This window comes from Metapseudomonas boanensis (assembly GCF_042232855.1).
In the GTDB taxonomy this organism is placed as follows: domain Bacteria; phylum Pseudomonadota; class Gammaproteobacteria; order Pseudomonadales; family Pseudomonadaceae; genus Metapseudomonas; species Metapseudomonas boanensis.
The window spans coordinates 2740001-2753572 of the sequence record NZ_CP113889.1; the positions used below are offsets into that span (position 1 = coordinate 2740001).

Genomic DNA, 13572 nt, shown 5'->3' on the forward strand with positions numbered 1-13572 from the left:
TCAGCTTCTTCATAAGTTCCCACACGAATTGCTTGATTCAATTGCGAAGGCGATTGGGTCTGTAGCTCAGTTGGTTAGAGCGCACCCCTGATAAGGGTGAGGTCGGCAGTTCGAATCTGCCCAGACCCACCAATTGTCGCGGGGTCGGTTGACCGGTTGACATTGGGGCCATAGCTCAGCTGGGAGAGCGCCTGCTTTGCACGCAGGAGGTCAGGAGTTCGATCCTCCTTGGCTCCACCACTCTCGGCGAGTTAGACCTGAAGAGCTCAGAATTGAATATCCGTGGTTGGATATTGAATTCTGGACTTTGTTTCAGAATCGTTCTTTAAAAATTTGGGTATGTGATAGAAGTAGACTGATTAATCTCTTTCACTGGTGATTAGTCAAGTCAAGGTAAAATTTGCGAGTTCAAGCGCGAATTTTCGGCGAATGTCGTCTTCACGTTCGAGGCTTATAACCAGATTGCTTGGGGTTATATGGTCAAGTGAAGAAGCGCATACGGTGGATGCCTTGGCAGTCAGAGGCGATGAAAGACGTGGTAGCCTGCGAAAAGCTTCGGGGAGTCGGCAAACAGACTGTGATCCGGAGATATCTGAATGGGGGAACCCACCTAGGATAACCTAGGTATCTTGTACTGAATCCATAGGTGCAAGAGGCGAACCAGGGGAACTGAAACATCTAAGTACCCTGAGGAAAAGAAATCAACCGAGATTCCCTTAGTAGTGGCGAGCGAACGGGGATTAGCCCTTAAGCTTCTTGGATTTTAGCGGAACGCTCTGGAAAGTGCGGCCATAGTGGGTGATAGCCCCGTACGCGAAAGGGTCCAGGAAGTGAAATCGAGTAGGACGGAGCACGAGAAACTTTGTCTGAATATGGGGGGACCATCCTCCAAGGCTAAATACTACTGACTGACCGATAGTGAACCAGTACCGTGAGGGAAAGGCGAAAAGAACCCCGGAGAGGGGAGTGAAATAGAACCTGAAACCGTATGCGTACAAGCAGTGGGAGCCTACTTGTTAGGTGACTGCGTACCTTTTGTATAATGGGTCAGCGACTTATTTTCAGTGGCGAGCTTAACCGAATAGGGGAGGCGTAGCGAAAGCGAGTCTTAATAGGGCGTTTAGTCGCTGGGAATAGACCCGAAACCGGGCGATCTATCCATGGGCAGGTTGAAGGTTAGGTAACACTGACTGGAGGACCGAACCGACTACCGTTGAAAAGTTAGCGGATGACCTGTGGATCGGAGTGAAAGGCTAATCAAGCTCGGAGATAGCTGGTTCTCCTCGAAAGCTATTTAGGTAGCGCCTCACGTATCACTCCAGGGGTAGAGCACTGTTTCGGCTAGGGGGTCATCCCGACTTACCAAACCGATGCAAACTCCGAATACCTGGAAGTGTCAGCGTGGGAGACACACGGCGGGTGCTAACGTCCGTCGTGAAAAGGGAAACAACCCAGACCGTCAGCTAAGGTCCCAAAGTTATGGTTAAGTGGGAAACGATGTGGGAAGGCTTAGACAGCTAGGAGGTTGGCTTAGAAGCAGCCACCCTTTAAAGAAAGCGTAATAGCTCACTAGTCGAGTCGGCCTGCGCGGAAGATGTAACGGGGCTCAAACCATACACCGAAGCTACGGGTTCGTCGTAAGACGAGCGGTAGAGGAGCGTTCTGTAAGCCTGTGAAGGTGAGTTGAGAAGCTTGCTGGAGGTATCAGAAGTGCGAATGCTGACATGAGTAACGACAATGGGTGTGAAAAACACCCACGCCGAAAGACCAAGGGTTCCTGCGCAACGTTAATCGACGCAGGGTGAGTCGGTCCCTAAGGCGAGGCAGAAATGCGTAGTCGATGGGAAACGGGTTAATATTCCCGTACTTCTAGTTACTGCGATGGAGGGACGGAGAAGGCTAGGCCAGCTTGGCGTTGGTTGTCCAAGTTTAAGGTGGTAGGCCGAACACTTAGGCAAATCCGGGTGTTCAAGGCCGAGAGCTGATGACGAGTGTTCTTTTAGGACACGAAGTGGTTGATGCCATGCTTCCAGGAAAAGCTTCTAAGCTTCAGGTAACTAGGAACCGTACCCCAAACCGACACAGGTGGTTGGGTAGAGAATACCAAGGCGCTTGAGAGAACTCGGGTGAAGGAACTAGGCAAAATGGCACCGTAACTTCGGGAGAAGGTGCGCCGGTGAGGGTGAAGCATTTACTGCGTAAGCCCATGCCGGTCGAAGATACCAGGCCGCTGCGACTGTTTATTAAAAACACAGCACTCTGCAAACACGAAAGTGGACGTATAGGGTGTGACGCCTGCCCGGTGCCGGAAGGTTAATTGATGGGGTTAGCGCAAGCGAAGCTCTTGATCGAAGCCCCGGTAAACGGCGGCCGTAACTATAACGGTCCTAAGGTAGCGAAATTCCTTGTCGGGTAAGTTCCGACCTGCACGAATGGCGTAACGATGGCGGCGCTGTCTCCACCCGAGACTCAGTGAAATTGAAATCGCTGTGAAGATGCAGTGTATCCGCGGCTAGACGGAAAGACCCCGTGAACCTTTACTGTAGCTTTGCACTGGACTTTGAGCCTGCTTGTGTAGGATAGGTGGGAGGCTTTGAAGCGAGGACGCCAGTTCTCGTGGAGCCATCCTTGAAATACCACCCTGGCATGCTTGAGGTTCTAACTCTGGTCCGTCATCCGGATCGAGGACAGTGTATGGTGGGCAGTTTGACTGGGGCGGTCTCCTCCTAAAGAGTAACGGAGGAGTACGAAGGTGCGCTCAGACCGGTCGGAAATCGGTCGTAGAGTATAAAGGCAAAAGCGCGCTTGACTGCGAGACAGACACGTCGAGCAGGTACGAAAGTAGGTCTTAGTGATCCGGTGGTTCTGTATGGAAGGGCCATCGCTCAACGGATAAAAGGTACTCCGGGGATAACAGGCTGATACCGCCCAAGAGTTCATATCGACGGCGGTGTTTGGCACCTCGATGTCGGCTCATCACATCCTGGGGCTGAAGCCGGTCCCTAGGGTATGGCTGTTCGCCATTTAAAGTGGTACGCGAGCTGGGTTTAGAACGTCGTGAGACAGTTCGGTCCCTATCTGCCGTGGACGTTTGAGATTTGAGAGGGGCTGCTCCTAGTACGAGAGGACCGGAGTGGACGAACCTCTGGTGTTCCGGTTGTCACGCCAGTGGCATTGCCGGGTAGCTATGTTCGGAAGAGATAACCGCTGAAAGCATCTAAGCGGGAAACTTGCCTCAAGATGAGATCTCACTGGGATCTTGAATCCCCTGAAGGGCCGTCGAAGACTACGACGTTGATAGGTGGGGTGTGTAAGCGCTGTGAGGCGTTGAGCTAACCCATACTAATTGCCCGTGAGGCTTGACCATATAACACCCAAACAATCTGCGGATTGTGGGTGCGGATGGTGAAGTCGACAGACCGAAAATTGGCCTGAACTTGCAAACCAGACTGTCACATACCTGATTCGGGGTCGCGCCAGCGGCGAGACCCCAACCGAATTGCTTGACGATCATAGAGCGTTGGAACCACCTGATCCCATCCCGAACTCAGTAGTGAAACGACGCATCGCCGATGGTAGTGTGGAGCTTCTCCATGTGAGAGTAGGTCATCGTCAAGCTCCTATCCCAAACCCCCGATACGCCCAGGCGTGTCGGGGGTTTGTCTTTGGGCGTTGAAAAGAATGGTGCTTCGTCGGTAGCGATCATTTGCGTCAGTGCGACTGCCGCTCGTCTAGAATAACCCGGTGACTCTCAGAGCTTTCCCCATATGCCAGAACAGGCCGATGACTGCGTTTTAGCGGACTATCCCCTGCACGATCTGATTGCCTGCCATGAGTGCGATCTGTTGATGCGGCGTGCTGACCTCGTTGAAGAGCAGAAAGCCTGTTGTCCCCGCTGCGGCTATGAACTGGTCGTGCACCGCTCGAACATGGTGCGCAGAGCGCTGGCACTGGTGCTGACGGCCTTGCTGCTGTACGTCCCCGCCAATTTCCTGCCAATCATGGAGCTAAACCTGCTAGGGCAAACCACGCAAGACACCGTGTGGACTGGGGTGGTCGGTCTCTATCAAACCGGAATGGGTAGTGTGGCCGTACTGGTGTTCCTGTGCAGCATGTTGATTCCCTTGGTCAAGTTGCTCTGCCAGCTCGTTGTCCTGTTGTGCATTCGCTTTCGCAAGGGACGTGAGATAGGGATGCAGATCTACCGTCTGTACCACCACTTGCGTGAGTGGGGGATGCTTGAGGTCTACCTGATGGGCATCCTGGTATCCATCGTGAAGTTGATTGATCTTGCAGACCTGCATCTAGGTGTTGGGTTGGCCTGTTTCATCGCGCTCTTGCTCTCGCAGGTCTGGCTGGAGGTCACTATGTCGTCCCACCAGGTTTGGGATGAACTTGACTCGGAGGGAGGGGCTCATGCGAGCCATTGATGCCGGTATTCTCGTTTGCGACGAATGCCACCAGCTGAACCGTCCGCAGCCAGAGGAGGAGCAGACCTGTCGCCGCTGCGGCGCTCGCTTGTACGCACGGCGCCCCGACAGCCTCGTACGTACGTGGGCACTGCTGATCACGGCCACTATCCTCTATGTCCCAGCCAACGTCCTGCCGATCATGACGATCAACTTCTTCGGCACTGGGGCTCCGTCCACGATCATGGGTGGAGTGATCGAGTTGATTCACGCCGACATGATCCCAATTGCTCTGGTTGTATTCATTGCTAGCATCCTTGTACCTACGTTCAAGCTAGTTGGTATTGCAATGCTGCTTTACTCAGTGCAGCGGCACCTGCCGATGTCTCCTAGGCAAAGAATTCTGATGTATCGCTTTATTGAATGGATCGGTCGCTGGTCGATGCTGGATATTTTCGTCATCGCAATCCTCGTGGCGCTGGTGAGCTTCGGCAACCTGGCCAGCATCGAAGCCAATCTGGGGGCGGCGGCCTTTGGCAGCGTCGTAGTGATTACCATGATCGCGGCCGTGACTTTCGACCCCAGGTTGATCTGGGACAACACCGAAGTGGAAGACGAGAATGCCTGAGCTGCCAACGCCAAAAACACGCAAGACCTCGAATTGGTCGGGGATCTGGGTGCTGCCGCTGGTAGCCCTGCTCATCGGCCTCTGGTTGGCCTGGAAGGCTATGAGCGAGGCTGGCATCGAGATTCAGATTCGCTTCGAGAACGGCGAAGGTATCCAGGTAGGGAAAACTCAGCTGATGTACAAGGGCATCCAGGTGGGCAAGGTCACAGACCTGCACGTCAGCTCTGACATCAAAGGGGTCGTGGCGACTGTTGAGGTGCTCAAGGAGGCCGAGCCTTATCTCAGCAAGGAAACGCGCTTCTGGCTGGTTCGGCCACGCGTTTCTCTGGCGGGTGTGACGGGCCTTGAAACCCTGGTTTCAGGCATCTACATCGCAATCGATCCGCAAAAGGGTGAGCGGGAGCGACGTTTTACCGCCTTGGCGGAACCACCGCCACTATCCGATTCGCTGCCCGGTCTGCACCTGACGCTCAAGGCCGACCGTCTGGGCTCGCTTGAGCAGGGCAGTCCGGTTTACTACCGGCAGATCCAGGTCGGTCAGGTGAAGAACTACCAGTTGGCCGAAGACCAGCGCACCGTTGAAATCAAGATCCACATCGAGGCCCCATACGCAGAGCTGGTGCGCAAGCACACCCGGTTCTGGAACGCCAGCGGATTGGATGTGTCAGCAGGACTGAGCGGTGTGAGGATCCGTACAGAGTCGGTTCTGAGCATGGTCGCTGGCGGCATTGCATTTGCGACCCCCGAGCATCGACAGGACAGCCCGCCGACGGACCCGAGCATCCCCTTCCGGCTGTATGAGGGTTTTGAGGCGGCGGAGGCGGGTCTGCGCGTTACCCTGCGGATGCATGATGTCAGTGGCCTGAATCCGGGCTCCACGCCGGTGATGTACAACGGGGTACAAGTGGGGAGTTTGAAGAAGCTCGATATGGACAAGGACTTTACCGGGGCGACTGCCGAGCTGACCATGGAGCCTCGCACTGAGGACTTCCTGGTGGAGGGTACGGAGTTCTGGACGGTCAAACCGTCCATCTCCCTGGCAGGTATCACTGGTATCGAGGCCTTGGTGAAAGGCAACTACATCGCAGTGCGCTTCGCCAAGGAGGGAGCACCAACTCGTGAGTTCCAGGTCCGGCCCAAGGCGCCGCCGCTGAATACCGACGCGCCGGGCCTGCACCTTGTCCTCACCAGCGACCGCCTTGGTTCGCTGGAGGTCGGCAGTCCAGTGCTGTTCCGCCAGATTCGCGTGGGTAGCGTGCAGAGCTATCAGCTATCGCGTGACCAGCAGCGCGTGGTCATCGGGGTTCACATCGAACCAGAGTTTTCCAAGCTGGTGAACGAGTCCACGCGCTTCTGGAACTCCAGCGGCGTAACGCTCAAGGGTGGTTTGTCAGGCGTCGAGGTGAAGAGCGAGTCGCTTCAGACCCTCCTGGCCGGAGGCATTACCTTCACGACGCCAGATCCCAAGGCCAAGCCGGTAACTCGCCCCCGGCGGTTCTCGCTTTATTCAGATGAGGCCCAGGCGTTGGTCAAAGGAACCATGGTCGAGATCGCTATGGACCAGTCCAATGGTGTCAAGGAGGGCACCCCAGTCCGTTACAAGGGGCTGGATGTAGGCGAGGTTGAGCAGGTGACCCTCAGCGAGGACCTTTCTGGCGTCCTGATCAAGGCGCGTATCACTCAGGCGGCGGACCGGATCGCCCGGATGGGGACTCAGTTCTGGGTCGTCAAGCCTGAGTTGGGGCTTCTGCGGACTGCCAACCTGGACACACTGGTGAGCGGACAGTACCTAGAGGTCCAGCCGACTGACCGGCCGGGCGCTCCCAAGACTCGTTTCACTGCGCTACCGCAAGGGCCGGACGGCCAGGCCAGCGAGGAGGGACTGCAGATCGTCCTCAGCGCGCCGCGCCTGGGTTCTTTGAAGCCTGGGGTAATTGTCAGTTATCGCGAAGTGCCGGTAGGCAAAGTGCTGGCCTACGAACTGGGTAAGTCCGCTGACCGTGTGCTGATCCGCGTGTTGATCGAGCCTCGCTTCGCGCCTCTGGTACATAGTGGCAGCCGATTCTGGCATGCCAGCGGTATTGGCGTGGACGCAGGCTTGTTCAAGGGCGTGAAGGTGCATACCGAATCGCTCGAAGCCCTGATTGAGGGCGGGATCGCCTTCGCGACGCCGAACGAGGCGCAGATGGGTAACCCGGCGCTACCTGGCCAGACCTTTGCCCTGCATGATAAGGCAGAGGATGAGTGGTTGACCTGGGCGCCGAAGATTCCCTTGGCCCAGTAATTCCATTCAACAAGAAGGGCCGCTGATGCGGCCCTTCTTGTTTGGTTCCCTAACGGTCAGGCAGGCTCGGCAGCGGGCTCGGTTTCTTCAGTCGTCGCTTTCACCGTCTCGCGGCGCTTAATGAACTTCCAGTCGGCTTCGTCGATGTAGATGCCGTTCGGCCCACTGCCGCCTTCAAGATCGATGGCGACATTGGCCGATACCTGTGGCTTGACCGAGGCGAGGATCGGCGTGAAGCCGAGCTGCTGGCTGGTTTCGATCAATGCCTGCTGGTTGCGTTCGTCGATGTCAGCCGCTTCGTCGAGATAGTAAGGTAGGCGGATGCGGCCGGCCTGCTCACGGTCCATCAGGTGCAGCAGCAGATACATGTTGGTCAGCGCCTTGATGGTCATGGTGGTGCCGTTGGAGGCAGCGCCATCGATGTCCGTATGGATGACCGGCTGACCGTGCACCTTGGTGATTTCGAACGCCAGCTCGAAAAGATCCTTCAGGCCCAGCTGGTTCTGGTTGGCTGCCACCAGGCGCGCCAGATATTCCTTGGCCTCTTCGTTCTTCGCATCCTGATCAGCTGTTTGCGTCAGGTCGAACACCGAAAGGGTTTCGCCCTCTTCGTACTGGCCTGCGCTGTGAATGATCTGGTCGATATGGCGCAGGGCTTCCTTGTTCGGCGCGAGGACGATGCGGAAGCTCGAGAGGTTGGAAACCTGGCGCTTGTTGATCTCGCGGTTGAACAGCGCCAGCTGGTGTTCCAGGTTGTCGTAGTCGCTGCGGATATTGCGCAGGGTCCGGGCGATATCGGTCACGGCTGCGCGACGAGCCTTGGCTAAAGTCATGGCCTCGTCCTGGCGGTGTGCGTAGGCGTTGATCAGCAGTTGGAGGCGGCGCTCGGTGTCGTCTTCGCTGTCGAACTTGGCCACACCCTTGAGGCGTACCTGGGCGTAGAGCGCTTCGATCTGTCCGTCGATGCGCTGTAGCGCCTGCCAGGTGTCCTGATAGTCGTTCAGCAGCGGCAGCAGGTTATCCAGGCTGTCGTCCACCGGGTCCATGAACGGTTTTCCGAACGGCAGGTTGGCGGGCAGCAGTTGGCGACGGCGCAAGGCGTCTTCCAAGGTGCGCTCCTTGGCTTCCAGGTCTGCCAACTGACGGCCTACCAGCTGAAGCTTGGCGGAGAGCTGCTGGACGCGCTCGGTGAAGGCGTCGCTGGATCGCTTCAGCTCGTCCTGGGTGGCCTCCAATTGCGCCAGTTCTTCCAGCTTTGCCGGTTCTTCTGCGCACAGGGTTTCGCTGCGGCGGTAGTCTTCCAGAGCCTTCTGCGCATCCAGCACTGCTTGATAGAACTGCTCGGCCTGGGCTTTGCTCGCAGCGCGGTCGGCGGCGACGGCCTGTTGGGTCTTGAGCTGCTTGAGCTCGCGCTCCAGACGGTCCTTCTGGTCACGCAGCGCGGCACGGTCGGCCAGAGCCTGTAGCGCGGGCGGCTCGATGTGGGAAAGGTCGATGGATAGGCCGGGCACCTCGAACTGGCTGCCCTTGAAGCTGTCGAGCACGGTTTCCAGGGTTTTCACCCAGGTTTCGCCGTCATCGAGCTGGATGCCTTTCTCGCCCAGCGGCAGGCTGAACAGCTGGCCGTTGAACAGACGCATCAGGCGGTCGACATCGGCCTGGGAGAACTCTTCACGCAGGCGCGAGTAGCTGTTGTTGTCGGCATGGTCGAGCTGCTGCTTGACCGCCTTTAGGCGTTTCTCGAGGTCGCGCAAGCGCTCGTCCAGATCTTCGGCGGAGAACTGCCGAGATTGGGCCAGGGCGCCGGCCAGTTCGTCGTGGGCGTCCTTGGCAGCGAGCAGTTGCTGCTCCAGGACCTTGGCGTCATCCACCAGCGCGAAGCGGTTCTTCAATACCGCCAGTTCGCCCAGCCAGCGCTGGCATTCGGTGATGGCGCGCTCCAGGCGCATCAGCTCCTGGGTGCCGCCGCGCTGTTCGTTCTGCAGACCGTCCTGCTCGCTGCGGTAATGCTCGGCCTGGATGACCAGTTCCTCACGGCGAGCGGTGGAATAGTCCTGCCAGGTGCCCAGCAGGGAATCCAGCAGCGGGGAAATGCGGTGCAGCTTGCCGCGCAGCACTTCGCGCTGGGTAACGCCATTTGCCAAGGCTTCCACCAACGGGCCGGCGGCGACCAGGGCCTGGTAGTCCTGCTCCATGCGGCGCACATCGCGGAAGGCTTCCTCGCAGGCGGCTATGTAATCGACGCTGCCGGAGCGCAGGCTGTGCTCGAAGGCGTCGAGGAACAGCTGCTTGAGCTTGGCGGCAGTGATCTCGCGCATGTGTAGCAGGTTGATGAACAGCGAGCGGAAGGTCTTCAGGCTCTGTTCGCTGGTGGAGCGCAGCGGGATCAGGGTGAGGTCAAGCGGGATCGAGGTATGGCCGCCGACCAGTAGGCGGCGCAGTTCGTCCGGCTTCAGCTCATAGGCTTTGATGCCTTCGCGCTCGAGGTTGTTGAACAGTTCGCGTTGGCGCAGGCAGGTGCCGCCCTGCTGGTAGTGGTCCAGGTCCAGCTCGCCGCGGTAGGCGAAGAACTGGTGGCCGAAACCGCCGCCCGGGCCGCGACCGGCCACGCCGATCACGTGCGGTCCATGGGGCAGGACCACTTCGACGAGGATGTAGCTGGTGTCGGTGGCGAAGTAAAACTTGCGCGACTGCTCCAGGCTGTACTTGCCGAAGCTCATGTCCGACATGCGCGCAAGGATCGGGAACTGCAGGGCGTTGATCGAGGCGGATTTACCCAGGTTGTTGGCGCCATAGATCGACAGCGGGGTTTCCAGTGGGAAAAGGCCGAGGCTGTAACCCGCAGTATTCAGCAGGGCGAAGCGGCGGATGCCGTAGCGTTCCTGGCTCATGCGTCCACCTCCTGGGCTGCGCGTTCTTCGGCCATGGCACGGGCCATGGCGTCTTCTTCGGACTCGTCGGAGTCCAAGGTGTCAGGGATGTCCATCGGGATGATCGTGTCGCCGCTGTCATCGTCCAGCAGTACCGGAGCGTGCAGTTCGAGGTCAGTGCTGTGCAGGCTGGCAGCCAGGTCGCGGTCGTGTTGCACCGACAGACACACATCGAGGAAACGGTGCATCGGTGGCAGGAAACGATACACGCCGTTGCTGTCCTCGGCGAAACCAAGCTGCGTCAGCCGGCGGATGATTTTTTCTTCCAACTCTTCATGGGTGGTGACTTCGGCCTGATGGAACAGGTCGCGGTACTTGTCCAGCAGCGATGGCAGTTCGTCGCGGCCAATGCTGCCGCCATCGAGCACGGACAGCGGATCGCGGCCCTGGTCAGCCAGGTGCTCGACGAGGATGAAAGTGAACAGCGCCAGGCGCTGGGCGGTCTTGTTCACCTGGGCACCCATCTGCTCGGGCACGAAGTAGTAGAAGCCACGAGGGTCGCACACCAGTTCGAAGCCGAGCGCCTTGAACAGGGCGCGGTACTGGTCCTGCTGGGTGGACAGCTGGGCGTAGCACTCCGGCTCACTGCGGGAGAGGTGGTAGCCCTTGAACAGCTCGCGGAAGATCGGCGCCAGCTGGGTCATTTCTTTCAGGTCGATATTCATGCAGAGGTCTTCTCGGCCGAAGATTGGCTTTTGATCAGGGCGTAGGAGCTCAGGCTGACCTGGTGCTCGGCGGTCAGGTAGTCACGGCGTTCCAGGCGTTCGCGCTGGAAGCGCGCGTCGCGGGATAGGCGCGAGAACCAGTAGAGCAGTTCGTCGGTGGCACCTTCCGGCTCCTGTTCAAGCAGCCAGACCATCAGGTCCGGCAGCGGCAGGGCCTGCTCACAGCGGTCGAGCATTTCCCGGGCGGTTTTCGGTGCCCGCGGTGCGCTGGTCTTGCGTGGGCCGCCGGATTTCGGGAAGTGCGCGGGCTTGGGCTGGAAGCGCGCCAGGGCGTAGACGTACGCCTCGACTTGAGACGCGCTGCCGAGGAAGGTGCTCTGCGGCCGGGTAAACAGCGGTAGGGCAGCTTGCGGAACGGCGTCCAGGCCTTTCTTGCGGATCACCGACAGCGCCAGGGCTGCGCCACGGGTCACCGCGTTGTGCCGGCGGGCTTCCTCACGCAGTGGCAGCAGCAGCTCGCGGGCCTTGCGCAGGGTCAGCTGGGCGCTGGTCTGCATCTCCAGGATGCGTGCGTGAGTCCGCAGCAGCAGGTCGTCGTCGACCAGTTGGCCAAGGCGTTGCTGTTCGCCCAACAGGCGCAGTAGCACCTGTTCGACGCGGCGTACGCCTTGTTCGAAGGCGCCATCGGCAGCGACCAGCTGGATCATCGGCTCGACGTATTCATCCCAGGTGGCCAGCACCTCGGCGTAGCGCTGGCGCAGGGGAATCTGCCGATCGCTGGTCTTGGCCCGATCGGCCACGGCGACCAGCGCCTGCTCGTCGTTGTCGAGCTTCTTCAGCACGTCGCGCACGCGCATGTCGAGCAGGCGCAGCTGGCGCGCCAGGTCGTTGCCGTCGCGAATCTCGAAGGCTTCCTGGATATAGCCGGCGAGGCGCTCCAGGTGGCGCAGGTAGGCCTCTATCTCCAGACACAGCCCCAGGCGGTGTTCGCGTCGCAGGTAGGCGAGGAAGTCGTGGATCTGCGCATTCAGCTCGAAGCGGTTGGGGCTCTTCGCCACGGGTACCAGGATATCCAGGCGCACCCAGACGTCGAGCAGGGCTGTGATGTCGGTGGGCGTGCCCTCCGGCAACTGGCCGGCGAGCTGGACACGCAACTCCACCAGGCTCAAGGTGCCAGCATCGAAGCGCTCGCAGAGCGGCTCGAGCAACGTCCAGTGTTCGGCGAGGGCGCGCAATACGCGCTTGGGATCGATCATCGATTGGCCGGTTTCGCTGAAAAAAGAGGCGATTGTACTTCAGGATGCCGGTGGCAATTCAGCCTTAACCGATCAGAGGATGAGGCCTGGCCGAGGGACTGACGTTTTTGGTCAGTTTGCGACTGGCCTCGGGTCACGAATCGGCAGCAATCAAGCCGCATCCCTGAATCAAGTGTTTGAAATGTCTGGCATGTTTTCTGCCTCACCAGCAGGACCGTGACTTATCGACAGGCGCCATGACACCGAATTCCGCCCTTTCAGCCGACGCCCGTTGGGTCGAGCTGGAGCGCCAGACCGACCTTGACTGGAACCTGGATGCCATCACCAATCGCCAGGAGGCAATTGCCTTCCTGCTGCGCTTCGAAAACCGCCTATGCGTCTATTCCGGCTATGTGGAAAAGCTCTACAGCAACTACAGCTTCGTGGTGCCCGAGGAGGAGCACGGCAGCATCACCATCCTGCCGGACGAGAGGGCCTGGCATGACACCTTCAATGAGATCCCCGTTGAGGCTGTGAAACCGACCGGTGTCCATATCCTGCCCGGGGAGGTCCTAGGGTGCAGCGGGCTCTACATGAAGATTCCCGGCGGGCATCCGCTGAGCCCGTCCTTCGAGTTGCCCTTCCAGGATGGGCTCAAGATGCTTATCCAGCGCTACCAGGCGCGCGGCGAGCAGTTCCTGCCGGTGCTGGTGAAAGGGGATCTGCGCGAGTACGAAGCGCGCATGCCCTCGCTGCACCTGCACCGCATCGATCCACGCCATCTGGGACGCATCTCGCAGCTGGAGATCGACATCATCCGCAGCACCATTGCCGAGCACCTGATCGGCCTATTCCGCCAGCGTTGAGAGCGGCGTTACCCGGTTGTGGCCATGGGCAACTGCCTGCCTGCCGTGGGGCGCACAACCCGCCTGGGCGGAACTGCGTACGATGGATGAAGGCGAGTTGCAGGGCATCACAGGTCGTGACGGTTTGAGTCTCAGCCTGGATATCAATTTCGCCGCCACCCCCGAACAGACCCGCTGCCTGAGCGGCTGCGGTACGCGTATCGCCTTCCAGCCAGCCAACGGTGCAGGCTTCATCGTTATCGACAACATCCGTGGCACTTTCAGTTTCGACGGCGTACAGCTAGATGTGGTCAAGATCGACAGCGGATTTGACGGCGACGGCGCCGCTTTCAATGCGACAGCCCTGCGTCTGGCGCTGACGCCTGCTCGCTTCTCCAATGCTCAGTTCACCCTGGCCAGCTCTAATCAAGTGCATGGCGACCAACCGGGTCATCGGCAGACGGGGGTTTTCACCTACCACACCGACGGCGAGGTGCGCCTGCACGGCAACCTCTACCTGTTCGGTACCCGTTGACCGGCCGACAAGGCTCACCGGCCTTCCCGTTCGCGGGAATT

Annotated in this window: 8 protein-coding genes, 2 tRNA genes and 2 rRNA genes; 9 read left to right on the forward strand and 3 right to left on the reverse strand. The window is 59.0% G+C overall.

Annotation, left to right across the window (positions count from 1 at the left end; translation table 11 throughout):
* Nucleotides 1-55: 55 nt before the first annotated feature.
* The 7 genes from OXH74_RS12620 (at nt 56) to OXH74_RS12650 (ending at nt 7321) form a co-directional block, all read left to right on the forward strand.
* Nucleotides 56-132: transfer RNA gene (locus tag OXH74_RS12620), tRNA-Ile, on the forward strand.
* Between the two features lie 32 nt (nt 133-164).
* A tRNA-Ala gene (locus OXH74_RS12625) sits at nt 165-240 on the forward strand.
* Between the two features lie 238 nt (nt 241-478).
* Nucleotides 479-3367, forward strand: a 23S ribosomal RNA gene (locus OXH74_RS12630).
* A gap of 135 nt (nt 3368-3502) precedes the next feature.
* Nucleotides 3503-3618, forward strand: a 5S ribosomal RNA gene (gene rrf / locus OXH74_RS12635).
* 149 nt (nt 3619-3767) lie between these two features.
* On the forward strand, nt 3768-4430 hold the full coding sequence (locus OXH74_RS12640) for a paraquat-inducible protein A (RefSeq protein WP_375741466.1): 663 nt from the start codon (nt 3768-3770) through the stop codon (nt 4428-4430).
* A complete protein-coding gene (locus OXH74_RS12645) occupies nt 4417-5037 on the forward strand; it encodes a paraquat-inducible protein A (protein WP_375741467.1) in 621 nt (206 codons plus the stop codon). The genes OXH74_RS12640 and OXH74_RS12645 overlap by 14 nt, the downstream gene beginning before the upstream one ends.
* Entirely contained in the window at nt 5030-7321 is a 2292-nt protein-coding gene (locus OXH74_RS12650; RefSeq protein WP_375741468.1) for an MlaD family protein, read from the forward strand. The genes OXH74_RS12645 and OXH74_RS12650 overlap by 8 nt, the downstream gene beginning before the upstream one ends.
* Before the next feature lie 56 nt (nt 7322-7377).
* On the opposite strand, the gene mksF is transcribed toward OXH74_RS12650, so the two are convergent.
* The 3 genes from mksF to mksB are packed head-to-tail and all read right to left on the reverse strand — an operon-like array spanning nt 7378 to nt 12172.
* A complete protein-coding gene (gene mksF, locus OXH74_RS12655) occupies nt 7378-10212 on the reverse strand; it encodes an Mks condensin complex protein MksF (protein WP_375741469.1) in 2835 nt (944 codons plus the stop codon).
* Nucleotides 10209-10916 (reverse strand): Mks condensin complex protein MksE, encoded by a 708-nt coding sequence (mksE, locus tag OXH74_RS12660; protein WP_215379651.1) that lies wholly within the window; start codon nt 10914-10916, stop codon nt 10209-10211. The genes mksF and mksE overlap by 4 nt, the downstream gene beginning before the upstream one ends.
* A complete protein-coding gene (mksB, locus tag OXH74_RS12665) occupies nt 10913-12172 on the reverse strand; it encodes an Mks condensin complex protein MksB (protein WP_375741470.1) in 1260 nt (419 codons plus the stop codon). Before mksB ends, mksE begins: the two co-directional genes overlap by 4 nt.
* A 236-nt stretch (nt 12173-12408) precedes the next feature.
* On the opposite strand from mksB, the gene OXH74_RS12670 reads away from it, so the two are divergent.
* Together OXH74_RS12670 and OXH74_RS12675 are read left to right on the forward strand one after the other, a co-directional pair.
* Nucleotides 12409-13017, forward strand: coding sequence for a hypothetical protein (locus tag OXH74_RS12670; RefSeq protein ID WP_375741471.1), 609 nt, complete (start codon nt 12409-12411; stop codon nt 13015-13017).
* Nucleotides 13018-13099: 82 nt separating this feature from the next.
* The gene (locus OXH74_RS12675; RefSeq protein WP_375741472.1) at nt 13100-13531 is read left to right on the forward strand and encodes a hypothetical protein; all 432 of its coding nucleotides are present in this window, start codon (nt 13100-13102) and stop codon (nt 13529-13531) included.
* Nucleotides 13532-13572 lie beyond the last annotated feature (41 nt).